The sequence below is a fragment of the Herbaspirillum robiniae genome (assembly GCF_002213415.1).
GTDB lineage: Bacteria > Pseudomonadota > Gammaproteobacteria > Burkholderiales > Burkholderiaceae_D > Herbaspirillum > Herbaspirillum robiniae.
Genome location: NZ_NJGU01000001.1, coordinates 517,276 through 539,867 on the forward strand (window position 1 = coordinate 517,276; position 22,592 = coordinate 539,867).

The following is a 22,592-nucleotide window of genomic DNA, read 5'->3' on the forward strand; positions in this document are numbered from 1 at the left end:
GGCGCCACTTTGACCGACAGACCAACCATCCTGAACATGACCGTGCCTGAGTTCTCCGCCGCCATGACCAGCGGCAAGACCTTCCATCTCGCCGACTACAAGGGCAAGAACCTGGTGCTGTATTTCTACCCGAAGGACAACACGCCCGGCTGCACCACCGAGGGCATGCAGTTCCGCGACCTGCACCCGCAATTCCAGGGCCTGAACACCGAAATCTTCGGCATCAGCCGCGACAGCCTGAAGTCGCACGAGAGCTTCAAAGGCAAGCTGGGCATGCCGTTTGAACTGATTTCCGACCCCGATGAAACACTGTGCACCATGTTCGATGTCATGAAGATGAAAAACATGTATGGCAAGCAAGTGCGCGGCGTCGAGCGCAGCACGTTTGTGATTGACGGATCGGGCAAAGTGGTGAAAGAATGGCGTGGAGTCAAGGTTCCAGCCCACGTGGATGAAGTGCTGGCCTTCATCAAAACCATGGCCTGAGACAGCCGCCAAAAGCGCAGCCGGGGTCGGGAAATCCGCTCACCGGAGAGCCTACGAGGCTCATGCGCCGCCGATAAGGCATGCTGATCACGGGCTGCGTCAGGATTGCCTGGCAAGCGATTCTGCCGCGTTCGTCAAATATGCGGTCAATTGATACAAGCCATTGAATTCAAACAGGAAAACGTTTGTTGAAAGCCGTTTCTGGTTTAGGCCGAAGGCCTGCCGAAACGGCTTTTTTACTTTTCAGTTTGCCGTCGGCCCTAATCAAGCCCTTGCCCACCCTGCCTGCAGCCCGGTCGCGATGCCTCGCAGCGGCGCGGCAGGCACGCGCAAGGTCTTCATTAGAACCCGCGGCGCCACTCCTCTGTCGTTTTTCCCTTCGCTGTTCGCTGTATTGCACCACCTGTTCGCTCTGACAAAGCGGTATTTTCTTCATTTACTACCGAGGTCCTGATGCCCCTGCCCAAAATGCCGAGCAAACCAGCTTCGCTGCTGTCTCCCGAGGACTATCCCAAGGCCGAACGCAATAAACCTGTCAAACCGAACATCACTCTCGTAGAAACACCGGCGCCGGCCAAAACCGAAGCCGTCGCAGTCGCCGCAGTTGCCGTGCCCGTAGCCAAAGTCGCCGAGCCGCGCGCGCGCGTGCCCGGCAAGAGCGCGCTCACCGAAAAACCCAAGGCCGCGCCCAAGAGCGCCGAGACGCGCGCCAAATCCACCACCAGCCGCATCGCCGACAAGCTGGGCGTGTCCAAGCTGTTCGTGCTCGACACCAACGTGCTGATGCATGACCCGACCTCGCTGTTCCGCTTCGAGGAACATGACGTCTACCTGCCCATGGTCACGCTGGAGGAGCTGGACAACCACAAGAAGGGCATGTCCGAAGTGGCCCGCAACGCGCGCCAGATCTCGCGCTCGCTGGACGCGCTGGTGTCGGACATCGCCGAGGACGCGATCGACCTGGGCATCCCGCTGGCCAAGCTGGGCAACAAGGACGCCAAGGGCCGCCTGTACTTCCAGACCAAGCTGCAGAATGCGGCGTTGCCGGAAGGCCTGCCCGAAGGCAAGGCCGACAACCAGATCCTGGGCGTGGTGCGCGCGCTGGACCAGCAATATCCGGATCGCCCGGTGGTGCTGGTGTCCAAGGACATCAACATGCGCCTCAAGGCGCGCGCCATCGGCCTGCCGGCTGAAGACTACTTCAACGACCACGTGCTGGAAGACACCGATTTGCTGTACTCGGGCATCCAGCAGCTGCCGGACGATTTCTGGAACAAGCACGGCAAGGGCATGGAGTCGTGGCAGGAAAGCCGCCACGGCACCAGCTTCACCTACTACCGCGTCACCGGCCCCTACGTGCCTTCGCTGCTGGTGAACCAGTTCGTGTTCATCGAACCGAAGAACGGCGAACCACCCTTCTACGGCCAGGTCACCCAGATCAACGGCAAGACTGCCGTGCTGCAGACCCTGCGCGACTACGGTCATTCGAAGAACAGCGTCTGGGGCATCACCGCGCGCAACCGCGAGCAGAACTTCGCGCTGAACCTGCTGATGAACCCGGAGTGCGACTTCGTCACCCTGCTGGGCCAGGCCGGTACCGGCAAGACCCTGCTGGCGCTGGCCGCGGGCCTGGCGCAGGTGCTCGAAACCAAGCTCTACAACGAGATCATCGTCACCCGCGTGACGGTGCCGGTGGGTGAAGACATCGGCTTCCTGCCGGGTACCGAAGAAGAGAAGATGGGCCCCTGGATGGGCGCCTTCGACGACAACCTCGAAGTGCTCAACAAGTCCGACGGCGACGCCGGCGAATGGGGCCGCGCGGCGACGCAGGACCTGATCCGCTCGCGCATCAAGATCAAGTCGCTCAACTTCATGCGCGGACGCACCTTCGTCAACAAGTTCCTGATCATCGACGAAGCGCAGAACCTGACGCCCAAGCAAATGAAGACCCTGGTCACCCGCGCCGGCCCCGGCACCAAGATCATCTGCCTGGGCAACATCGCGCAGATCGATACGCCGTACCTGACCGAAGGCTCCAGCGGCCTGACCTACGTGGTCGACCGCTTCAAGGGCTGGTCGCACAGCGGCCACGTGACGCTGGCGCGCGGCGAACGTTCGCGCCTGGCAGACCATGCGAGCGATGTGCTGTAAGTGACTGCGCGCGGGCCTGCCCGCGCGCAGTTGCATCGTTGCCACCCTCTCCCTTCCGGCGGCGGCAACGCATGCTGCAGAAACGAAAAAGCCACCTTGCGGTGGCTTTTTCTTTGGCTGGCGCTGCTTGCGGCAGCATCAGAGGATCTGCACGCCCACCCACCAGGCGATCGCCGCCACGAAGGCCGATGCCGGAATGGTGAAGATCCAGGCCCAGACGATGTTGCTGGCCACGCCCCAGCGCACCGCCGACATCTTCTGCGACGCGCCCACGCCGACGATGGCGCCGGTGATGGTGTGGGTGGTCGACACCGGGATACCCAGCGCGGTGGCGATGAACAGCGTGATGGCGCCGCCGGTTTCGGCACAGAAGCCGCCCACCGGCTTCAACTTGGTGATCTTCTGGCCCATGGTCTTGACGATGCGCCAGCCGCCGAACAGCGTGCCCAGGCTGATGGCGCAGTAGCAGGAGATGATCACCCACATCGGCGGCGCTTCGGCCGTGGTGCTCGAATAGCCGGCGGCGATCAGCAGCATCCAGATGATGCCGATGGTCTTCTGCGCGTCGTTGCCGCCGTGGCCGAGGCTGTACATCGAGGCCGACAGCAACTGCAGCCGCCGGAACCAGCCGTCGATCTTGCGCGGCGTCGAGCGGAAGAATATCCACGACACCACCAGCATCATCAGCGAGCCGAATATCAGGCCCAGCAGCGGCGACAGCACGATGAAGAGGATGGTCTTGAGCAGACCCGACGAGATCAGGGCGCCGGTGCCGGCCTTGGCCACGGCCGAGCCGACCAGGCCGCCGATCAGCGCATGCGAGGACGACGACGGAATGCCGTAGTACCAGGTGACCAGGTTCCAGAAGATGGCGCCGATCAGCGCGCCGAAGACCACGTAATGGTCGACCACGGAAGGCTCGATGGTGCCCTTGCCCACCGATGCCGCCACGTGCAGCTGGTGGAACACGAACACCGCCGCCAGGTTGAAGAATGCCGCCATGGCCACCGCCGTCTGCGGCCGCAGCACGCCCGTGGAGACCACGGTGGCGATGGCGTTGGCAGCGTCGTGGAAGCCGTTCATGAAGTCGAACAGCAGCGCCAGGACGATCAACAGCGCGAGGATGTGTAAGCTGATTTGAACTGTATGCATGAGAGAACCGTTGTTGGAGACCGGAGCGGCGGCACCGATGAAGGGCCGCCGCGACGCCTGCGTCAGGCGTTTTCGACGATGATGCCTTCGATGATGTTGGCCACGTCTTCGCAGCGGTCGGTGACGGTTTCCAGGATCTCGTAGATGGCCTTGAGCTTGATCAGCGTGCGCACGTCCGGTTCGTCGCGGAACAGCTTGGACATGGCCGCGCGCATCACGTGGTCGGCGTCGGACTCCAGGCGGTCGATCTCCTGGCAGATGGCCAGGATCTGGCGCGAGTTGTCCATGTTGTTGAGCAGGCCGACGGCGGCCTGGACCTTCTCGGCACAGGCCAGGCACAGCTCGGCCAGGCGCTTGGCTTCAGGCGTGATGGCCTTGATGTCGTACAGTGAAATGGTCTGGGCGGCATCTTCCAGCAGGTCGAGGATGTCGTCCATGCGGGTGATCAGCTGGTGGATGTCGTCGCGATCGAGCGGGGTGATGAAGGTCTTGTGCAGCAGGTCGATGGCGTTGTGCGTGACCTTGTCGGCCTGCTTCTCGACGGTTTCAATGGCGTGCACGCGGATTTCGAGGTCATCGAAATTGGTCATCAGCGCAACCATTTCCTTCGCGCATTTGACCGCCAATTCTGCATGCTGATTGAAAAGGTCAAAGAATTTGCCTTCGGTCGGCATCAATCGTCCAAACATGTTTCACTCTCTCGTTATGAATCGCGCTTGCATCAAGCGCCGTTTCGAACCGGACGGCTCACCTCCCTGGCTTGCCCTGTCCGTCTCGCGCGCCCCACCACCACGGTTTGGCGCCTTACATGACACGAGCGGCACAGCGCCGCCCGTGGTTTCTGCGCGGCGGCGCGAAGCTCCCTGCGCCGCCTGAAAAAGCCGGATCAGTCGCCGCCGTAGGGCTGCGCCAGATTGCCGATGTAGTTGTCGTACTTGGTGTACATGCCCAGGAACGACAGGCGAATGCTGCCGATCGGGCCGTTACGCTGCTTGCCGATGATGATTTCAGCCGTTCCCTTGTCCGGCGAATCCGGATTGTAAACTTCATCGCGGTAAATGAACAAAATGACGTCGGCATCCTGCTCGATGGCGCCGGATTCGCGCAAGTCGGACATCACGGGACGCTTGTTGGGACGCTGTTCCAGCGAGCGGTTCAGCTGCGACAGCGCGATCACCGGGCAGTTGAGTTCCTTGGCCAGGCCTTTCAGGCTTCGCGAGATTTCCGAGATTTCGGAGGCGCGGTTTTCGGAGGAACTGCCGCCGTTGCCCGACATCAGCTGCAGGTAGTCGATGATGATCAGGCCCAGCTTGCCGCACTGGCGCGCCAGCCGGCGCGAGCGGGCGCGCAATTCGATCGGCGACAGGGCCGGCGTCTCGTCGATGTAGAACTGGGCGTCGTTCATCTTCTGGATGGCGTGCGTCAGGCGCGGCCAGTCTTCATCCAGCAGGCGGCCGGTACGCAGGCGGTGCTGGTCCAGGCGACCGACCGAGCCCAGCATACGCATGGCCAGCTGGGCACCGCCCATTTCCATGGAGAACACGGCCACCGGCAGGCCGCTGTCGATGGCGACGTTTTCGCCGATGTTGATCGAGAACGCCGTCTTGCCCATCGACGGGCGCCCGGCCACGATGATCAGGTCGCCCGGCTGCAGGCCGGACGTCATCTTGTCGAGGTCGATGAAGCCGGTGGGCACGCCGGTGATGTCGCTGGAGTTGTCGCGGTTGTAGAGCTCGTCGATGCGCTCCACCACCTGCGTGAGCAGCGGCTGGATTTCCATGAAGCCCTGCGATCCGCGCGAGCCTTCTTCGGCGATCGCGAAAATCTTGGATTCGGCCTCGTCCAGCATGGACTTGACGTCCTTGCCCTGGGGATTGAAGGCATCGCCGGAAATCTCGTCGGCCACCGTGATCAGTTTGCGCAGGATGCCGCGGTCGCGCACGATCTCGGCGTAACGGCGGATGTTGGCGGCCGACGGCGTGTTTTGCGCCAGCGCGTTCAGGTAGACCAGGCCGCCCACTTCCTCGGCCTTGCCGCTGGTGGACATGGCTTCGTAGACGGTGATCACGTCAGCCGGCTTGGTGCTGTTGATCAGCTTGACGATGTGTTCGAAGATGATGCGGTGGTCGTAGCGGTAGAAGTCGTCACCGCTGACGAAGTCGGCGATACGGTCCCAGGCCGCGTTGTCCAGCAGCAGACCGCCCAGGACGGACTGCTCCGCCTCGATGGAATGCGGCGGCACGCGAAGAGCATCGATCTCGGGATCGGAGGACTCTTTCGGGCCGCGGAAAAACTCTTTTTTGGCGCGGGACGATTCTTTCATGGCGCGCATTATAACCTGCTGGGATTGAGCCCGTTCCGGGCCGTACGGCTATTTTGCATGTGCGGTGGAAAGCCTTGCCGGAAGCGGCCTCCCGCCGAAGGATGCAAACCGGCCGACAAGGTCGCCGGCCGTATCGGCGATCGGATGTTTCCGGTGAAAACTATTTCCCCGCCAGGCGAGGCGGCAATAAAAAAGCCAGGCGAACCCGGCTTTTTTATTGCAAAACGAATTGCAGCAAGCGTGATGCTTAGGCTTGCTCGCCCTTCACGGCGATGGTCACGTCGACCACCACGTCGGTGTGCAGAGCAACCGACACCGGGTGCTCGCCAACGATCTTCAGCGGGCCGTTCGGCAGGCGAACTTGCGACTTCTCGACAGCAAAGCCCTTCTTGCCCAGCGCGTCAGCGATGTCGAAGTTGGTCACGGAACCGAACAGACGACCGTCAACGCCGGCCTTCTGCGAGATTTCCACGGTGGCGCCGTTCAGCTTTTCGCCTTGGGCTTGCGCTGCTGCCAGCTTCTCGGCGGCAGCCTTTTCCAGCTCTGCGCGCTTGGCTTCGAATTCGGCGATGGCCGTTTCGGTAGCGCGGCGTGCCTTGCGCTGGGGGATCAGGAAGTTGCGTGCGAAACCGTCCTTGACGCGGACCACATCACCCAGGCCGCCGAGATTAACGATTTTTTCCAACAGAATAACTTGCATGTTTTTCTCCTATTTCTCGGCGACGATTACGCGTTGTGCAGATCGGTGTACGGCAGCAGAGCCAGGTAACGAGCGCGCTTGATGGCGGTGTCGACCTGACGTTGATAGTGTGCCTTGGTACCAGTCAGACGTGCCGGCATGATCTTGCCGTTTTCCTGAACGAAGTCCTTCAGGGTGTCCACGTCCTTGTAATCGACCTGTTCAACGCCGGCGGCGGTGAAACGGCAGAATTTCTTGCGCTTGAACAGCGGGTTTTGCTGTTGGCGCTTGTTTTTCAGCTTGCTTTTATCGAACTTTTTACCGAATGCCATTTTTGGCTCCTGTATCTAAAATTGGGTGAGATCTTGTCGGCCTGATATCGGCTCAACCGACGGGATCAAAATCAATGATGTGAAACACGACGCTCTTGCTGTTGCGATTCCTGCGGGCGAGAAATCCGGAAAACCGGAACATGCCGCCCAGCGAAGCCTTGTTGAGCCTGCCGGAAATTTCCCCGGCGGCCATCGCCGCGATCTCGAATTCGACCTGGCGATTGATACCCGCTTCCATCTGCTCCGACTGGTGCTGCAACCTGGCAGTCACGATCGGGATACCGGCCGGCGTATAACGCAATACATCACGTTCTGCCAGGCTGGCGATGACTTGAAGCTGGTTCACTCTCCGCTATGAATCGCAGCGCAATCAGGCTGCCGGTGCTTCGGTACGGCTCTTGGCCGCGTCTTCCTTCTGCACTGCCTTCAGGATCGGGGAAGGACCGGTTTCGGCCTTCTTCATCTTGACGGTCAGGTGACGCAGGACAGCATCGTTGAACTTGAAACCGGTTTCGATTTCGGCCAGCGTTTCGCTGTCGACTTCGATGTTCAGGCAGACGTAATGAGCCTTGGCCAGCTTTTGGATCTGGTAGGCCAGTTGACGACGGCCCCAATCTTCGACACGGTGCACCTTGCCGCCGCGGGTGGTGACGATGCCCTTGTAACGCTCGATCATCGCCGGCACTTGCTCGCTTTGGTCCGGATGGACGATAAATACGATTTCATAATGACGCATGTAGACTCCTTTTGGACTATTGACAAAACGCCCACCCCGGCGTCAAGACGGGTGTGGGAAGAGGAAAGCCGGCAATCATACAAGATTTTCGAGGAAACGGCAATTGGAACCGCCGTCGGCTGAGGCTCCGCAGAGACATCAGGGCGCATCCGACCTCCTCCTCGCAGGTCGACCCGCCTAATTTATATATGGATAGCCCGATTTGATGGGCCAATGACGCATGTTGCCGTTGACACAAAGATTGCACCTGTATAAAAATACAGACTGTTCATCCACACAGCCTTCCTTTTGAGAAAGGCCCACGACATGCTCAAACTCACCGCGCGCCAGGAACAGATCCTCAACCTGATCAAGAACGCCATCGAGAACACCGGCTTCCCCCCGACGCGCGCCGAGATTGCCTCCGAGCTCGGCTTTCGCTCCGCCAACGCGGCCGAAGAGCACTTGCAGGCGCTGGCCCGCAAAGGCGCCATCGAAATCTCCCCCGGCACATCCCGCGGCATCCGCCTGCGCGAGTCCGGCGCCGCCGGCCCGGCGGCCGCGCGCCAGATGGCACTGCCCCACCCCGCCCTGATGCAGCTGAGCCTGCCGCTGATCGGCCGGGTAGCCGCCGGCTCGCCGATCCTGGCGCAGGAGCATGTCGAAAAAACCTATCAGGTGGATCCTGCGCTGTTTTCGGCCAAGCCCGACTATTTGCTGAAGGTGCGCGGCATGTCCATGCGCGACGCCGGCATCCTGGAAGGCGACCTGCTGGCGGTCAGGAAAATCGACCAGGCCCGCAATGGCCAGATCGTGGTCGCCCGCCTGGCCGACGACGTGACGGTCAAGCGCTACCAGAAGACCGGCTCGACCATCACCCTGCTGCCGGAAAATCCCGATTTCAAACCCATCGTGGTCGACCAGAACGAAGAAGACTTCGCGCTGGAAGGCTTGGCAGTAGGCCTGCTGCGCAGCTGGAACTGACGACAATGACGCGGCAGGCACCGCTGCAGTTCTTGCCTTCGCCCGCCGAAAAGGCAAGACTGGATGCTGAAACGCAAAAAACCTTCGCTCAAAACGAAGGTTTTTTGCTTTCTGTTCACGCATTCGCCGTGAACACCGCGCCCATATCATTGCATACTGAAAAAATATGTCCGGTGCGCCGGGCCGCCATTAGATAAGGACCCTCCCGATGTCGACGCGCAAGAGCAGCAACAAGAACACCCCAAAATCCGCCCCGGCGCCGGGCAAGCATCAACTCCAGGACCTGCTCGATGTGCGTCGCTGCCTGGACCTGCTGGACAACCGCAAGATCGACGAGGCCAAGGCCTTGTGCGCCAGCGTACTGAGCCGCGCCCCCAATCTCGTCTTCGCCAACAATGCGCGCGGCCTGATTGCCATGCAGGAAGGGATTTTCAGCGAAGCTGAACTATATCTGCGCAAGGCCGTGGCGGCCGATCCGGGAAACCCCGAATACATTACCAACCTCGCCAATTCGACCCTCAAGCAGGATCGCATCGAGGACGCCATCAAACTCTATGAACAGGCGATTTCCCTGGACAAGGAAAATCGCGATGCGCGCATCGGACTGGCCAACGCCCTGCACGAAAAGAACGATCCCGATGCGACGATCGCCTATTTCGAAGACGCGGTGCGCCGCGAACCCGAAGCCCCCGGCCCGCTTTCGCACCTGGGACGCGCCCTGATCGAGGCCAAGCGCTACGATGAGGCAGTGGCGACCATCCTCAAATCGCTTGAGCTGCAGATCAATTTCGCCCCCTCGCATACCGCCCTGGGCGAGGCCTTCCACGCCATGAAAATGTTCAAGGAGGCCCTGGAATCGCACAAGACGGCGCTGCTGCTGGATCCGCAAGACGTTTATGCGCACAACAAGATTGCCGACACCTACATCGAACTCAAGCAAGTAGAACAGGCGCATGAACACTATCAGCGCATCATCGAAATCGCCCCCAAGGATCCGAACAGCTACATCAAGCTCGCCTCCAGCCTGTTCTCCGCCCTGGATCGCTTCGACGACGCCATGGCCCTGTTCCGGAAGGCGCTGGAGATCGACCCGAAGTATGCGCTGACCTACAACAACATCGGCGCGATCATGCATGACCACGGAGATACGTGGGAAGCGCTCGACTATCTCTACAAGGCGCTCGAATTGCGCCCCAATTACTTCACCGCCAAGCACAACCTGGCACTGGCGCAGCTCCTGCACGGAGACCTGAAAGCCGGATGGGAAAGCCATGAGAGTCGCCTGGTCGTTAAAGAGCGCGCACATGTCTATCGGCTGATCCACAAACTGTTTGGAATCGTGCCCAAATGGGATGGCAAGTCATCCCTTGCCGGCAAACACATCTTACTGATGCACGAGCAGGGTTTCGGCGACAGCATCCAATTCCTGCGCTATGTCAGGCTGCTGCAGGAGCAAGGCGCCCGCGTCGCGGTCCACGTCAAGGATCCGCTCTACCGGCTGTTCCAGTCCCTCACCCCGGAAGTCACCCTGATCCGCGAAAAGGACCCGCTGCCGCCCTGCGACTGCTCCTATGTGCTGATGAGCCTGCCCTATGCACTGGGCACGAACACCGTCGACGACATCCCCTCCTACCCTTCATACCTGAAGGCCGATCCGCAGTTGTCGACCATCTGGCAGGAGAAGATTTCGACACTGACGAAGCACCCCGACAACCTGCGGGTTGGCATCGTATGGGGTGGCAACCCCGAACACGGCAACGATCGCCGCCGGTCAATGCCCATCGACAACATCTTGCCCTTACTGCAGATCCCGGGCGTCGAGTTCTATTCGTTGCAAAAGGGCAAGCCGCTGGAAGACCTCAAGGCCCTTCCCCCAGGCAACGTGATCCACAACCTGGGCGATGAATGCCAGGACTTTGCCGACACTGCAGCCGCCATCAGCGCCCTCGACCTGGTGATCAGCGTTGACACCTCGGTCGTGCACCTGGCAGGCGCCCTTGGACACCCCACCTGGACGCTCCTGGCCCGCACACCGGACTGGCGCTGGCTGATGGACAGGGAGGACTCGCCCTGGTACCCCAGCATGCGCCTGTTCCGGCAGCCATCCGCGGGCGACTGGAAATCCGTCATACAAAAAATGACCCCTGAACTGGCCGCCCTGCGCGATCAAAAGGCGAAGAAATAACAAAAAGATAATTTTTGCAAAGGCCGCATGCCCTGGCATGCGGCCTTTTGCTTGTCGCATCAGGATTTTCCTGATCACAACAAAAAATTCCCTAAAGTTTTTCCAAACCGGGTCGAAAAAGGATTTGCTTGGAATTTAAAAGCACGCAGTTTTAGTTCGGAAAGCCTTGAAAAAGATTTTTTGCCACAAGCCCTAAACTTTTTCCAAGACTGCCCGATAACGCATACAACAGAGGTTGAAACGCCTGGGGCTCATGGGTAGAAGACCAAAGTTAAGCACTGAAACTCGGATCATCGGTCTCAAATCTTAGGAGAATTAACATGGCATCAGTCATCAATACCAACATTGCGTCGCTTAACACGCAACGCAATCTGAACACCTCGCAGTCCTCGCTGAATACCTCGATCCAGCGCCTGTCCTCCGGTCTGCGCGTCAACAGCGCGAAGGACGACGCCGCCGGCCTGGCAATCGCCGACCGCATGAACTCCCAGGTCCGCGGCCTGGCAGTTGCTCAACGTAACGCCAACGACGGTATCTCGATGGCGCAAACCGCTGAAGGCGCTCTGGCGACCGTCGGCGACAACCTGCAGCGTATGCGTGAACTGGCTGTTCAAGCTTCGAACGGCACCAACAGCGCACAAGACCGCAAGACCCTGAACGACGAATACAAGCAACTGTCCGACGAAGTGTTCCGCGTGCTGAACGGCACCACCTTCAACGGCCAAAACCTGTTCACCGGCGTGGGCCAAGGCGCATCGGCCGGTACCGGTTCGACCTCGGGCTCGGCATCGGCTTCGCTGACCTTGTCCTTCCAAGTCGGCGCCAACGTCACCGACAACAAGCTGAACGACCAGATCACCATCACCCTGGACGACCTGTCGAACAACGGCACTATCGCCGATGTGATCGGCACCACCGCCAAGGGCCTGATCGGTCTGGGCAACACCACCCAGGTCAGCTCCGCACAGGTGACCTACACCTCGGCCAAGGCTGCTCTGGACAACCTGTTCGCCACCGGCTCGACCCTGACCGCTGACGCACTGGCTTCCTCGGCCGTGACCCTGCAAACCGCCGTCGACAGCGCCAAGCTGGCTCTGGACAAGGCTGTTGCCGATCCGACCGCTCAAAGCGATGCACAAAAGGCGATCAAGAACCTGGACAAGGCCATCAGCCTGATCTCCTCCAAGCGCGCTGAGTTCGGTGCTGTTCAGAACCGCTTCAACGCCGTGATCAGCAACTTGCAAGTGTCGAGCGAGAACATCACCGCGTCGCGCAGCCGTATCATGGATACCGACTACGCTGCAGAAACTGCAAACCTGACCCGTGCGCAGATCCTGCAACAAGCTGGTACCGCGATGCTGTCGCAAGCGAACTCGGCACCGCAGTCGGTCCTGTCGCTGTTGAAATAAGCAGGATAGCTAGGTAGGATGACGTGCGGAGGATAGGCAATATTCTCCGCACGTTCCTTTAAGGAAGGGAGTAACACCATGTCGATTGCCCCACTTAATATAACAGCAGCAGGGGACTCCGGCACCGCATATGCGCTGCCCCAGACCTCCAAGCCAGACCCAGTGGTGTCGACCGTTGCACCGGCGGCAACCCCGGAAGCGCGCCGTGCGACCGAAAGCGATGTCAGCGACGCCGTAGGCAAGCTGAACGATTTCGCCGCTGCGAACGCTTCGGCCCTGAACTTCTCCAAAGATCAGGACACCGGCAAAACCATCGTGAAAGTTGTCGATACGGCAACCGATACGGTGATTCGTCAGATTCCAAGTGAAGAAGCAATTGCCATTGCAAAGTCGATCGACAAGATGCAAGGGCTGTTGATCAACCACAAGGTTTGAGTCTGGTACGAACTGCAGTGGCACGAAGAGCGTCATGCGCCAATGCCCGTTTTCTGGCAGGTGTTGCGCATGATAGTTTCGTCTACCCCAGTTCATAACGGATTCATGCATTAAGTATTCATCCCGCACAGCGTCAATAGATTGCACCGACGCCGTACTTGAGAGCCAATTCCTCTTGACCGCGGCGCAGCCCGCACAACGCTGTGCGCAACGCACAGATTCAGGAGTGAACAAATGGCGACTTCCACCGGCACCATTTCCACCTCGGCAGGTCCTTTAGACGTTTCCACCCTGGTCAGCCAGCTGATTTCTGCTGAAAGCCAGTCGCAACTGACTCCCCTGACGACCCAGGCGAGCAGCTACAACACCCTGATCTCTGCGTACGGCAACCTCAAGAGCGCCCTGTCGACTTATCAGTCGGCCGTCAAAGGCCTGACCGAAGCCAGCTTCAGTTCGCAAAAGAGCTCAGTCAACAACGCCGGCACCGGCACCAATCTGACAACCGACCCGTTCACGGCCGACGTCAACAGCGACGCCTCCACCAAGATCGTGGCCCAGAAGATCCAGTCGGCCGGCATCGCCAGCGGGACCACCTTCAATGCCGGCGACTCCATCGCCATCAAGATCGGCACCAATTCCCCGGTATTCGTTACGCTCCAGGCCAATGCAACGCTGTCCGGCGTGCGCGATGCAATCAACGCAGCCAGCGCCGGCGTCACTGCCTCCGTCGTCACCGACGGCAGCGGCGATCACCTGGTGCTGGAGTCCAATACCGGCGGCACCGCCAATACGATCAAGGTCACGGCCAACAACACCCTGTCCGGTTTTGCGTACGATCCCTCGGGTTCGACCCCGAGCACGATGACCCAGACCCAGGCACCGCGCGATGCGACCAAGGCTGCCTCCGGCACTTATTCGGTGTCGGTGTCGCAACTGGCTCAAACGCAAAAGCTGAGCTCGGCCGGCATCACCCCTGGCACAACCTTCGAAAACGGTCTGCTGGCGATCAAGACCGGCACCGGCTCGACCACCATCATCAAGCCCGCCACTAACACCCTGCAAGGCGTGCGTGATGCAATCAATTCCAGCGACGCCGGCGTCAACGCCACCATCGTCAGCGACGGCACGAACGACCATCTGGTCATTACCGCCAAGGACAGCGGCGCGGCCAACACGATCAAGATCACCGGCACCGGCAACTACTCGGTATTCTCGTTCGACCCCAGCGGCTCGGTCACCTCGCCCAACGTGGCCACAGGCCAGACCTACGCTTCCGGCTCGCTGAGCCTCAAAGTCGGCGACACCACCGTCGCGATCAACCCGACCGACCTGAACAATAGCGGCGCGATTGATCTCAACGACATCATGACGTCGATCAACAACGCCAATGCGGGCGTGACCGCCAGCATCAGCAACGACGGCACCAACGACCACCTGGTCCTGACCCCTACCGGCTCCAACGCCACCAGCGCCGTGTCGCTGACGGGCGCCGGCGACTATTCCGGCCTGACCATGGGCGCGATGGGCCAGTTGCTCAAGGCGCAAGACGCCAAGCTGTCGATTGACGGCGTGGCCGTGACCAGCCCCAGCAACAAGGTCGAGAACGTGATTTCCGGCGTGACGCTGAACCTTGCCAAGGTGACCACGTCCGCAGACAACTTCACCCTCAACATCTCGAACGACACCTCGGGCGTGACGACGGCCGCCAACACCTTCGTGTCGGCCTACAATACGCTGGCCAAGGCGATCTCGGACCTGACCAAGCAAACCCCGTCCACTACGCTGGGCGAATCCACCAACTCCTCGCCGCTGGCCAGCGAATCGTCGGTCCAGACCATTCTGAGCCAGTTGCGCAATACCATGTTCAGCTCGGTCGACGGCGGCAACGGCATCAGCACGCTGTCCGACATCGGCATTTCCTTCCAGAAGGACGGCACCCTGGCATTGGACGCCACCAAGCTGTCGACCGCCGCCACCAATAATTTCGCCGGCATCGCCAACCTCTTCAGCGCGACCGACCCGGACACGACCAACACCACGTCGTCCAAAAATGGTATCGTCACAAAATTGCAGTCGCTGCTGGACGGCCTGTTGAGCGACAGCGGCCTCATTGCTACCAAGACGAACGGCCTGCAAGCCAGCCTGAAGATCAATCAGGATCGCCAGACTGCGGTGCAAGCGCGCCTGACGAACATGAAAGACGCGTACACCAACCAGTTCAACCAACTCAACGTTACGCTGGCCAGCATGCAGGCGACGCAAAGCTATCTGACCCAACAGTTGGCCAACCTGCCGAAGGTTGGCAGCTGAAGCATCAATCCGCGAACATAGGAGAAAGTCATGTTCGGAAGCATGAAGCGTGGCGCGAACGCCTACGCAAACATCGGGGTCGAGACCGGCGTGCTCGCCGCCAGCCCGCACAAGCTGATCAGCATGCTGTTCGACGGCGCGCTGGTGGCCATTGCGCTGGCCAAGAAATATATGGCCGAAGGCGATATCAAGAACAAGGGCGAGTCCATCACCAAGGCCATCCTCATCATCGACAACGGCTTGCGCGCCAGTTTGAACAAGAACGTGGGCGGCGACCTGGCGCTGAACCTGGATTCGCTGTATGAATACATGAGCCGTCGCCTGTTCGAAGCGAACGTGAACAACAATCCCGCCATCCTGACCGAGATCCACGGCCTGCTGGACGAGATTCGTTCTGCATGGGAGCAGATCGGCCCCAATGCCGCGCCCGCACCGGCGCAGATGTCCGCGACGGCAGCGATGGACGCCCTCCAAAACAGCTTTGCGAAAGCCTGAACATGAACGGTGACCACGTCATCGCCATCTACGAGTCAATCTCCAAATTGACCGACGACATGTTGGCCGCCGCGCGCGCTGCCGACTGGGACCTGCTGGCCACGCTGGAAGCGCAATGCGGCAAGCACATTGCGAATCTGAAGAATTTTGAAGATAACGTTTCCCTCTCCGATGCGCATCGCAACCGCAAGGTCGATATCATCAGGAAGATCCTGGAAGACGACCGCGACATCCGGAACCTGACGGAGCCGGGCCTGCGCAAGCTGTCGGCCCTCATTCAAAGCAACCAGACCGAACAGAAGCTGCTCAATACCTACGGCATGGGTAGCTGATCATGCTGCCGCGGGCCGACATCGCGACCGCCGTCCAGCCCGTCAATTCAGTCGAGGCGGCAACTGCGGTCGTTTCAGTCGCCGACACCAAGCAGGAAGCCTTCAGCCGCCTGGCGCAGATCGCCATCGGGCAGCAGATGGCCGGGCGCATTCTCTCCACGTTCAATGACGGCACCTACCTGGTGCGCATCGCCAATACGGCCGCGCGCATGGTGCTGCCGGCCAATGCCCGCACGGGCGACTCCCTGATCCTGACGCTGGTATCGAAAGATCCCCGCCCTACCTTTGCCGTCAAGGAAGGCAGCCTGCGCCCGGACGAGGAAAGCGCCGCGGTATCGCTGAGCAAGGCCGGCAAGGCCATGCAGAAGGACCTGAAGTCGCTGGAGTTCGTCACCCGCGACGGCGCCGGCCAGATTGCCGAAAATGAAGAAATCCCGGTCGACGCCCAAGCCAAGGGACGCCAGGCGCAGTCGAACAGCCCTTCCAGCACCACCACCACGCTGAGCAACGCCGGCAAGCTGATCGACAGCCTGCTGCAGGCCTCGCAGCAGGGCAACGTCGCCAACCACGTCAGCTCCCCCGCCGCCCTGCTACCCAAGCCCGGCATGCCGACCGACCAGATGGCCAACGCCCTGCATGACGCCATCACCTACAGCGGCGTTTTCTACGAGTCGCACGTCTCTGCCTGGGCCGAAGGACGGCGCCCGGCCGAGGAGCTCATGAAGGAGCCGCAGGCCCAGGTCGGCCGCCAGAACGGCGGCGACGTCAACCTGCTGAGCCAGAACGATCCCGCGCAAAGCCAGCTCGGCCAGATCATCAACCTGCAGTTGAATGCGCTCGAGCAACAGCGCCTGGTCTGGCACGGCGAAGTCTGGCCGGGCCAGCAGATGGAATGGGAAATCAACCAGGAACACGGGGACGGCAAGCAACAGACGCCGGATGGCGAACCGACCCCGCCGACCTGGCAAAGCGTGGTGCGCTTCAACTTCGCCCATCTTGGCAGCGTATCGGCCACGATCCGCCTGATCGGCGAGCAGATCCACGTCCAGGTCAAGGCCGACAATGAAACCGCCACCGCCGCCTTGCGCGGCAACACCGCCATGTTCGCCGACGCCATGTCGGCCGCCGGCACTTCTCTGGACTCGCTGATCGTCAAGCAAGATGGAGAAGCCTAACATCCCCCTGCAGAATGCGGTCGCGCTCGCCTACAACGCCAGCAAAGCCGCCCCCACCGTCGTGGCCAAGGGCAGCGGCCTGGTCGCGGAGGCCATCATTGCGCGCGCGCGTGAAAGCGGCGTCTATGTCCATGAATCAAAGGAGCTCGTTTCGCTGCTGATGCAGGTCGAACTGGACCAGCAAATTCCCCCGGCGTTGTATCGCACCGTCGCAGAACTATTGGCTTGGTTATATCGTATTGAAAATATGCAATTAGCTGAGCCAGTAATGTATGATACGGGGTTAAATTACATAAAAAATTCCTCCGGGGAAGGCGATCCAATTCGCTGAATTCGACGTACACGACGCACAGATGGCAACTCAGAACCAGACCGACGACGACAGCCCATTCCGGGTTCATTCACGGAGGGAGATCGTTTCCCTGCTCACCAGCATGATGGAAAAGAATCAGCTGCTGAGCCTGCTGATCAAAGGCGGGTCGGAATCCGTCATCACGTCGATTCTCGAAGTCGACGAAGATGATGGCGCGCTCATCATCGACGCCGCCCCCAGCACGATGCTCAACGAGAGCATCGTCGCCAGCAACCGCATTGCCTTCGAAGCGCTGTACAACAGCATCCGCATCACCTTCGTGGTCGACAAGGCGCGCAAGGTGGAATACCAGAACCGCCCGGCGCTGCGGATCGACATCCCCGCCAGCCTGGTTCGCCTGCAACGCCGCGAATACTTCCGCATTCCGACGCCGATCGCCAAGCCGCTGCGCTGCACCTTCCGCATTACCCAGCCGGACGGCTCCTTCATCACCATCGTCACCCTGCTCAACAACATCAGCGCGGGCGGCGTGGGCATCACCGATGAAAAGAAGATCCTGCCGACCACCCAGGGCGTGATCTATGAAGATTGCCAGCTGGAACTGAGCGACAACACCCTGGTATCGGTCAAGCTGCAGATCCGCGACTGCAAGGAATTCAAGATGACCAACGGCAAGACGGTCAACCGCTTCGGCTGCCAGTTCATCGATATCCCGCGCGCGGTACTGGGCGCCATCCAGCGCTTCATCACCAAGCTGGAACGCGAACAGAACGCCAAGGCCTCCGGCATGATGTGAGCCCGGCGCTCCGTCAACAAAACAAAAAGCCCGCAATCGCGGGCTTTTTTGCTGCAAGATCGTTGCACCTACAGCAACAAAATCTCTTCAAGAGAACTGCCGACGCCACCTTGGCGAAGGAATTCCGAAATAAATTCGATCACACCTGCATTGTCATGATGTCGCGATAAGCGGACACCAGCTTGTTGCGCACCTGGATGCTGGTCTGGAAGGAAATGCTGGCCTTCTGCGAAGCAATCATCACGTCCGACAGGTTGATGTTGTCGTCACCCATGGCAAAGGCCTGCGACATCTTCGAGGCTTGCTGCTGGGAATCATTGACGTTGTCGATCGCGCCTTTCAGCACATCGGCAAAATCCACCCGCGGCGCGGCCTTTTCGGCCTTGACGCCGGCCTGGACCGGATCGACCGCGCCCTGCGCCCGCGCTGCCGCAGCCTTCAGCTGCGCCACCATTGCCTCAATCCTGCTGGTATCAATTACACTCTCGATTGCCATTTCCTACCTCGTGGATTCGATTTTTTTCGATGCTCGGTCATGCAGTTCGCAATGCCGGTTTGTACACGAGCACCTTAACACCATTGCATTTACAACTCGCAACAATAAGCGGGGAATTTGCCATTCTGTTCGGGCGATCAAATTCCAGCGTCCAACGGACAATCCACACTGAGCAAAAAACCTATCAAGGGCAGGCAAGCAGTGAATAAAGTCATTATCAACCCGGCAACCGAGGGTACGCCAGAGGGGAAATCATGGCGGTAGCAGCCGACGGTACGATGACCAGCGACGCGAACAACCCGGCCAGCGAGAACGCCTCCACGGACGGCGTCGCCTCCCAGCAGCCCGCCCAGGGCGGCGTGGTCGGCTATGCGCGCTCGCCGCAAGGCCGCCGGGTGTTGCTCATTGTCGCTGCGGCAGCCACCATTGCCCTGATGATCGGCATCTGGATGTGGAGCCAGAAGGTCGAATACCGCGTCCTGTTCTCCAACTTCAATGATCGCGACGGCGGCGCCATCGTGGCTTCGCTGCAGCAGATGAACGTGCCCTACAAGTATTCGGACGGCGGCACGGCCATCCTGGTGCCTGAGAACATGGTGCACGACGCCCGCCTGAAACTGGCGGCGCAAGGCCTGCCCAAGGGCGGCAACGTCGGTTTCGAGCTGATGGAGAACCAGAAGCTCGGCATTTCCCAATTCCTCGAACAGGTCAACTTCCAGCGCGCCCTCGAAGGTGAACTGGCGCGCTCGGTGCAGTCGCTGTCGTCGGTGCAGAACGCCCGCGTGCACCTGGCGCTGCCCAAGGCGTCGGTATTCGTACGCGACCAGCAGAAACCGACCGCCTCGGTGGTGCTGAGCCTCTACCCCGGCCGCTACCTCGACCAGCAGCAAGTCAGCGCCATCATCCACCTGGTGGCCAGCAGCGTGCCCGAGCTTTCGCCCAAGGCCGTCACCATCGTCGACCAGAACGGCAACCTGCTCTCCGACACCACCAAGCAGGCGCAAACCAATACCCTCGATCCGACCCAGCTGAAGTATGTCCAGGACATTCAGCAGGACATCGTCAAGCGCGTCGAATCGATCATCGCCCCCATCGTCGGCAGCGGCAACGTGCGCGCCGAAGCGACCGCCGACATCGACTTCTCGCGCAGCGAACAAGCGTCTGAAGCCTACAAGCCCAACCAGACGCAAGACACCGCGGCGGTGCGCAGCAAGCAGAGCAGCGAAGCCAACAGCGCCTCCAACGGCACTTCCGGCGTTCCTGGCGCGCTGACCAACCAGCCCCCTGCCCCGGCCACCGCCCAGATCGTCAACCCGGCCGCCGCCAACGCGCCGGGTCAGGCGGGCGCTGCCGCGACTCCCAATGGCGCGGCGCCGGCCCCGGCTTCCAGCGGCAATTCGCGCAAGGACGAGACCGTCAACTACGAAGTCGACAAGACCGTGCGCTACACCCAGCAACCGATGGGCGGCGTGCGTCGCCTGACCGTGGCCGTGGTGGTGAACTACAAGCGCACCATCGACAACACCGGCAAGATCGTGATGCGTCCGCTGACCGAGGCCGAACGCAACCAGATCAGCGACCTGGTCAAGGAAGCGATGGGCTACAGCAAGGATCGCGGCGATTCGCTCAACGTGGTCAACACCCAGTTCAGCACCGACCTCGAACCGGAACTGCCGCTGTGGAAGCAGCCGGGCATGATCGAGCTGGCCAAGGAAATCGGCAAGTACGTGCTGCTGGCCGCCGTGCTGCTGTACCTCTACTTCGGCGTGCTGCGCCCGATCATCTGGAAGCTGTCGGGCCGCGAAGAACGCGAGCGCCTGGCCAAGGAAAAGGCCGAGGCCGAGGCCGCCGCGGCAGCCGCCGCAGTCGCCGCCGGCTTCGATCCGGACGATCCGGACGCCATCGTCAACCTCTCCGGCGAGCCGGAACTCGACGACCGCGCACAGTACAAGGCGAACCTCGAAACCGCCAAGCAGTGGGCCAAGAACGATCCCAAACTGGTGGCAAGCATCATTAAGGGCTGGGTGAACAATGAGTAACGACGGCGTTCAAAAAGGTGCCATCCTGATGCTGGCGCTGGGCGAAGACGAGGCCGCCGAGGTCATGAAGTATCTCGGCCCCAAGGAAGTCCAGAAGCTGGGCGCGGCGATGTCGGCCCTGAAGAATGTCAGCTTCGAGGAAATCAACGCTGTGCTGTCCGATTTCGTCGAAGAAACCGGACAGGCGTCCTCGCTGGGCCTGGACTCCGACGAATACATCCGCAGCGTGCTGACCAAGGCGCTGGGCGACGACAAGGCCACGTCCCTGCTCAACCGCATCCTGGGCGGCCGCGATGCTTCCGGCATCGAGGCGCTCAAGTGGATGGACGCGCAGTCGGTGGCCGAACTCATCCGCAACGAACACCCGCAGATCATCGCCACCATCCTGGTTCACCTCGAGCGCGACCATGCCTGCGGCATCATCAATCATTTCACGGAACGTCTGCGCAACGATACGATCCTTCGTATTGCAACCCTGGACGGCGTGCAGCCGGCCGCGTTGCGTGAGTTGAATGACGTTCTGACAAAACTGCTGACCGGCAACGAGAGCTTGAAGAAGCAACAGATGGGCGGTATCCGTACCGCTGCCGAGATCCTGAACTTCATGTCCGGCGAGAACGAGACCTCGGTCATGAACAACCTGCGCGGCTACGACGAGGACATGGCGCAGAAGATCATGGACGAGATGTTCGTGTTCGAGAACCTGATCGACATCGACGGCCGCGGCATCCAGCTGCTGCTGCGCGAAGTCCAGTCCGAATCGCTCATCGTCGCGCTCAAGGGCGCCTCGCAGGGCCTGCGCGACAAGATCTTCGCCAACATGTCGCAGCGTGCGGCCGAGATGATGAAGGAAGACCTGGAGTCCAAGGGACCGGTTCGCCTGTCCGAAGTGGACGCGCAGCAAAAGGCCATCCTGCAGATCGTGCGCCGCCTGGCCGACGAAGGCCAGATCGTGCTGGGCGCCAAGGGCGAGGATGCGTTCGTCTGATGCGCCTGGCCTGTTGTCGCACTGCCTCGGGCATGCCGGTTTGAGTTGGAGTTAATGTAGAGCCATGCGTGCGAAGATCATTCCCAAGGAAGAAATGACGCCCTACCAGCGCTGGGAGCTGGCGTCTTTCAACGAGCAGGGAGAACCCGAGCCGGAACCCGCGCCGATCGTCGAGGAAGAGTTCGACGAAGAACCGCCGCCGGTGCCGCAGCTCACTGCCGAGCAGCTCGACGCGATCCGCGAAGCCGCCCGCCAGGAGGGCTTTGCCGAAGGCCGCCAGCACGGTCTCGAGGCCGGCCGCGCCGAAGGCTACATGGCCGGGCTGCAGCAAGGCCAGAAGGAAATCAACGAAGTCATCCAGCACTTCCGCCAGATTGCGGTCAACTTCAGCACTGAAGTGTCCCAATGCAGCGAAAGCATGGCGCCAGAAATGCTGGACCTGGCGCTAGATCTCTCCAAGGCCATGCTCAAGACCGCGCTCAACGTGCGCCCCGAGCTCATCCTGCCGACGGTCTCCGCCGCCATCCATTCCCTGCCCGGCCTGCAACTGCCGGCCACCCTCACGCTCAACCCGGAAGACGCCGCGCTGGTGCGCGAGCACATGGGCGAAGAGCTGAGCAAGCACGGCTGGAAGATCGAGGAAGACATGCACGTGCTGCGCGGCGGCTGCCGCGTCGAAACCCGCACCAACCAGATCGACGCTACCGCGCAGACGCGCTGGAAGCGCCTGGCCGAGTCGCTGTCCCAGCAGCTCGACTGGCTGGATTAACCCATGCAAATGTGAACGGGAGACCCGC

The 22,592-nt window shown here is 60.7% G+C and carries 25 protein-coding genes; 16 read left to right on the plus strand and 9 right to left on the minus strand.

The genetic code is table 11. The features are described from left to right. Positions 1 to 36 precede the first annotated feature (36 nt). Positions 37 to 486 carry a peroxiredoxin gene (locus CEJ42_RS02165; RefSeq protein ID WP_088749900.1) on the plus strand — a complete coding sequence of 150 codons (450 nt, stop codon included), beginning with the start codon at positions 37 to 39 and terminating at the stop codon, positions 484 to 486. Between the two features lie 169 nt (positions 487 to 655). Here CEJ42_RS02165 and CEJ42_RS24385 read toward each other — a convergent pair whose 3' ends face one another. Further along, positions 656 to 922: a hypothetical protein gene (locus CEJ42_RS24385; RefSeq protein WP_129587661.1), complete on the minus strand. Its 267-nt coding sequence runs from the start codon at positions 920 to 922 to the stop codon at positions 656 to 658. Between the two features lie 17 nt (positions 923 to 939). On the opposite strand from CEJ42_RS24385, the gene CEJ42_RS02170 reads away from it, so the two are divergent. Beyond that, positions 940 to 2,637, plus strand: a complete 1,698-nt coding sequence (locus tag CEJ42_RS02170) for a PhoH family protein (RefSeq protein WP_207760374.1) — start codon at positions 940 to 942, stop codon at positions 2,635 to 2,637. Positions 2,638 to 2,775: 138 nt separating this feature from the next. Here CEJ42_RS02170 and CEJ42_RS02175 read toward each other — a convergent pair whose 3' ends face one another. The 7 genes from CEJ42_RS02175 to rpsF all read right to left on the minus strand — a co-directional run bounded on the left by CEJ42_RS02175 (position 2,776) and on the right by rpsF (position 7,859). Then, on the minus strand, positions 2,776 to 3,789 hold the full coding sequence (locus CEJ42_RS02175) for an inorganic phosphate transporter (protein ID WP_079215220.1): 1,014 nt from the start codon (positions 3,787 to 3,789) through the stop codon (positions 2,776 to 2,778). A 62-nt stretch (positions 3,790 to 3,851) separates the two neighbouring features. Continuing rightward, positions 3,852 to 4,478 (minus strand): DUF47 domain-containing protein, encoded by a 627-nt coding sequence (locus CEJ42_RS02180; RefSeq protein ID WP_079215221.1) that lies wholly within the window; start codon positions 4,476 to 4,478, stop codon positions 3,852 to 3,854. Between the two features lie 197 nt (positions 4,479 to 4,675). Next, positions 4,676 to 6,121 carry a replicative DNA helicase gene (locus CEJ42_RS02185; RefSeq protein ID WP_079215222.1) on the minus strand — a complete coding sequence of 482 codons (1,446 nt, stop codon included), beginning with the start codon at positions 6,119 to 6,121 and terminating at the stop codon, positions 4,676 to 4,678. Positions 6,122 to 6,359: 238 nt separating this feature from the next. Beyond that, positions 6,360 to 6,812 carry a 50S ribosomal protein L9 gene (rplI, locus tag CEJ42_RS02190; protein ID WP_079215223.1) on the minus strand — a complete coding sequence of 151 codons (453 nt, stop codon included), beginning with the start codon at positions 6,810 to 6,812 and terminating at the stop codon, positions 6,360 to 6,362. Positions 6,813 to 6,838: 26 nt separating this feature from the next. Continuing rightward, on the minus strand, positions 6,839 to 7,123 hold the full coding sequence (gene rpsR, locus CEJ42_RS02195) for a 30S ribosomal protein S18 (RefSeq protein WP_006462643.1): 285 nt from the start codon (positions 7,121 to 7,123) through the stop codon (positions 6,839 to 6,841). Positions 7,124 to 7,175: 52 nt separating this feature from the next. Next, positions 7,176 to 7,469 (minus strand): primosomal replication protein N, encoded by a 294-nt coding sequence (gene priB, locus CEJ42_RS02200; RefSeq protein WP_079215224.1) that lies wholly within the window; start codon positions 7,467 to 7,469, stop codon positions 7,176 to 7,178. Positions 7,470 to 7,493: 24 nt separating this feature from the next. Further along, the gene (rpsF, locus tag CEJ42_RS02205) at positions 7,494 to 7,859 is read right to left on the minus strand and encodes a 30S ribosomal protein S6 (protein WP_006462645.1); all 366 of its coding nucleotides are present in this window, start codon (positions 7,857 to 7,859) and stop codon (positions 7,494 to 7,496) included. 306 nt (positions 7,860 to 8,165) lie between these two features. Between rpsF and lexA the strand changes: the two genes are divergently transcribed. The 11 genes from lexA (at position 8,166) to CEJ42_RS02255 (ending at position 18,272) form a co-directional block, all read left to right on the plus strand. Continuing rightward, positions 8,166 to 8,822, plus strand: coding sequence for a transcriptional repressor LexA (gene lexA, locus CEJ42_RS02210; RefSeq protein WP_079215225.1), 657 nt, complete (start codon positions 8,166 to 8,168; stop codon positions 8,820 to 8,822). 208 nt (positions 8,823 to 9,030) lie between these two features. Continuing rightward, a complete protein-coding gene (locus CEJ42_RS02215) occupies positions 9,031 to 11,007 on the plus strand; it encodes a tetratricopeptide repeat protein (RefSeq protein WP_088749901.1) in 1,977 nt (658 codons plus the stop codon). A gap of 27 nt (positions 11,008 to 11,034) precedes the next feature. After that, the gene (locus CEJ42_RS24390) at positions 11,035 to 11,268 is read left to right on the plus strand and encodes a hypothetical protein (RefSeq protein WP_129587662.1); all 234 of its coding nucleotides are present in this window, start codon (positions 11,035 to 11,037) and stop codon (positions 11,266 to 11,268) included. Between the two features lie 59 nt (positions 11,269 to 11,327). Continuing rightward, entirely contained in the window at positions 11,328 to 12,416 is a 1,089-nt protein-coding gene (locus CEJ42_RS02220) for a flagellin N-terminal helical domain-containing protein (RefSeq protein WP_088749902.1), read from the plus strand. 78 nt (positions 12,417 to 12,494) lie between these two features. Beyond that, positions 12,495 to 12,851, plus strand: coding sequence for a flagellar protein FlaG (locus CEJ42_RS02225; protein ID WP_088749903.1), 357 nt, complete (start codon positions 12,495 to 12,497; stop codon positions 12,849 to 12,851). A 234-nt stretch (positions 12,852 to 13,085) separates the two neighbouring features. Then, on the plus strand, positions 13,086 to 15,161 hold the full coding sequence (fliD, locus tag CEJ42_RS02230; RefSeq protein ID WP_088749904.1) for a flagellar filament capping protein FliD: 2,076 nt from the start codon (positions 13,086 to 13,088) through the stop codon (positions 15,159 to 15,161). A 30-nt stretch (positions 15,162 to 15,191) separates the two neighbouring features. Then, positions 15,192 to 15,656: a flagellar export chaperone FliS gene (fliS, locus tag CEJ42_RS02235; RefSeq protein ID WP_088749905.1), complete on the plus strand. Its 465-nt coding sequence runs from the start codon at positions 15,192 to 15,194 to the stop codon at positions 15,654 to 15,656. Positions 15,657 to 15,658: 2 nt separating this feature from the next. Further along, entirely contained in the window at positions 15,659 to 15,988 is a 330-nt protein-coding gene (locus CEJ42_RS02240; protein WP_079215231.1) for a flagellar protein FliT, read from the plus strand. 2 nt (positions 15,989 to 15,990) lie between these two features. Continuing rightward, a complete protein-coding gene (fliK, locus tag CEJ42_RS02245) occupies positions 15,991 to 17,163 on the plus strand; it encodes a flagellar hook-length control protein FliK (protein ID WP_088749906.1) in 1,173 nt (390 codons plus the stop codon). Next, positions 17,150 to 17,494: an EscU/YscU/HrcU family type III secretion system export apparatus switch protein gene (locus CEJ42_RS02250; protein WP_079215233.1), complete on the plus strand. Its 345-nt coding sequence runs from the start codon at positions 17,150 to 17,152 to the stop codon at positions 17,492 to 17,494. The genes fliK and CEJ42_RS02250 overlap by 14 nt, the downstream gene beginning before the upstream one ends. A 22-nt stretch (positions 17,495 to 17,516) precedes the next feature. Continuing rightward, a complete protein-coding gene (locus CEJ42_RS02255) occupies positions 17,517 to 18,272 on the plus strand; it encodes a flagellar brake protein (RefSeq protein WP_079215234.1) in 756 nt (251 codons plus the stop codon). A 139-nt stretch (positions 18,273 to 18,411) separates the two neighbouring features. Here CEJ42_RS02255 and fliE read toward each other — a convergent pair whose 3' ends face one another. Beyond that, positions 18,412 to 18,768 (minus strand): flagellar hook-basal body complex protein FliE, encoded by a 357-nt coding sequence (gene fliE / locus CEJ42_RS02260; RefSeq protein WP_079215235.1) that lies wholly within the window; start codon positions 18,766 to 18,768, stop codon positions 18,412 to 18,414. Between the two features lie 254 nt (positions 18,769 to 19,022). Between fliE and fliF the strand changes: the two genes are divergently transcribed. From fliF to fliH, 3 genes are all read left to right on the plus strand, one after another. Next, a complete protein-coding gene (gene fliF, locus CEJ42_RS02265; protein ID WP_088749907.1) occupies positions 19,023 to 20,807 on the plus strand; it encodes a flagellar basal-body MS-ring/collar protein FliF in 1,785 nt (594 codons plus the stop codon). Further along, the gene (fliG, locus tag CEJ42_RS02270; RefSeq protein WP_079215237.1) at positions 20,800 to 21,795 is read left to right on the plus strand and encodes a flagellar motor switch protein FliG; all 996 of its coding nucleotides are present in this window, start codon (positions 20,800 to 20,802) and stop codon (positions 21,793 to 21,795) included. The genes fliF and fliG overlap by 8 nt, the downstream gene beginning before the upstream one ends. Before the next feature lie 64 nt (positions 21,796 to 21,859). Next, entirely contained in the window at positions 21,860 to 22,564 is a 705-nt protein-coding gene (fliH, locus tag CEJ42_RS02275) for a flagellar assembly protein FliH (RefSeq protein ID WP_079215238.1), read from the plus strand. The last annotated feature ends 28 nt before the right edge of the window (positions 22,565 to 22,592 follow it).

Bases quoted from the DNA above. Each gene is read 5' to 3' on its own strand.
- fliG (WP_079215237.1), top strand. From the start codon at position 20,800: ATGAGTAACGACGGCGTTCAAAAAGGTGCCATCCTGATGCTGGCGCTG.
- rpsR (WP_006462643.1), bottom strand. From the start codon at position 7,123: ATGGCATTCGGTAAAAAGTTCGATAAAAGCAAGCTGAAAAACAAGCGC.
- fliK (WP_088749906.1), top strand. From the start codon at position 15,991: ATGCTGCCGCGGGCCGACATCGCGACCGCCGTCCAGCCCGTCAATTCA.
- lexA (WP_079215225.1), top strand. From the start codon at position 8,166: ATGCTCAAACTCACCGCGCGCCAGGAACAGATCCTCAACCTGATCAAG.
- fliH (WP_079215238.1), top strand. From the start codon at position 21,860: ATGCGTGCGAAGATCATTCCCAAGGAAGAAATGACGCCCTACCAGCGC.
- CEJ42_RS02175 (WP_079215220.1), bottom strand. From the start codon at position 3,789: ATGCATACAGTTCAAATCAGCTTACACATCCTCGCGCTGTTGATCGTC.
- CEJ42_RS02240 (WP_079215231.1), top strand. From the start codon at position 15,659: ATGAACGGTGACCACGTCATCGCCATCTACGAGTCAATCTCCAAATTG.
- CEJ42_RS24385 (WP_129587661.1), bottom strand. From the start codon at position 922: ATGAAGAAAATACCGCTTTGTCAGAGCGAACAGGTGGTGCAATACAGC.
- rplI (WP_079215223.1), bottom strand. From the start codon at position 6,812: ATGCAAGTTATTCTGTTGGAAAAAATCGTTAATCTCGGCGGCCTGGGT.
- CEJ42_RS02215 (WP_088749901.1), top strand. From the start codon at position 9,031: ATGTCGACGCGCAAGAGCAGCAACAAGAACACCCCAAAATCCGCCCCG.
- fliF (WP_088749907.1), top strand. From the start codon at position 19,023: ATGGCGGTAGCAGCCGACGGTACGATGACCAGCGACGCGAACAACCCG.
- CEJ42_RS02185 (WP_079215222.1), bottom strand. From the start codon at position 6,121: ATGCGCGCCATGAAAGAATCGTCCCGCGCCAAAAAAGAGTTTTTCCGC.
- CEJ42_RS02225 (WP_088749903.1), top strand. From the start codon at position 12,495: ATGTCGATTGCCCCACTTAATATAACAGCAGCAGGGGACTCCGGCACC.
- CEJ42_RS02220 (WP_088749902.1), top strand. From the start codon at position 11,328: ATGGCATCAGTCATCAATACCAACATTGCGTCGCTTAACACGCAACGC.
- fliD (WP_088749904.1), top strand. From the start codon at position 13,086: ATGGCGACTTCCACCGGCACCATTTCCACCTCGGCAGGTCCTTTAGAC.
- CEJ42_RS02255 (WP_079215234.1), top strand. From the start codon at position 17,517: ATGGCAACTCAGAACCAGACCGACGACGACAGCCCATTCCGGGTTCAT.
- CEJ42_RS02250 (WP_079215233.1), top strand. From the start codon at position 17,150: ATGGAGAAGCCTAACATCCCCCTGCAGAATGCGGTCGCGCTCGCCTAC.
- fliS (WP_088749905.1), top strand. From the start codon at position 15,192: ATGTTCGGAAGCATGAAGCGTGGCGCGAACGCCTACGCAAACATCGGG.
- CEJ42_RS02165 (WP_088749900.1), top strand. From the start codon at position 37: ATGACCGTGCCTGAGTTCTCCGCCGCCATGACCAGCGGCAAGACCTTC.
- fliE (WP_079215235.1), bottom strand. From the start codon at position 18,768: ATGGCAATCGAGAGTGTAATTGATACCAGCAGGATTGAGGCAATGGTG.
- rpsF (WP_006462645.1), bottom strand. From the start codon at position 7,859: ATGCGTCATTATGAAATCGTATTTATCGTCCATCCGGACCAAAGCGAG.
- CEJ42_RS02170 (WP_207760374.1), top strand. From the start codon at position 940: ATGCCCCTGCCCAAAATGCCGAGCAAACCAGCTTCGCTGCTGTCTCCC.
- CEJ42_RS02180 (WP_079215221.1), bottom strand. From the start codon at position 4,478: ATGTTTGGACGATTGATGCCGACCGAAGGCAAATTCTTTGACCTTTTC.
- CEJ42_RS24390 (WP_129587662.1), top strand. From the start codon at position 11,035: ATGCCCTGGCATGCGGCCTTTTGCTTGTCGCATCAGGATTTTCCTGAT.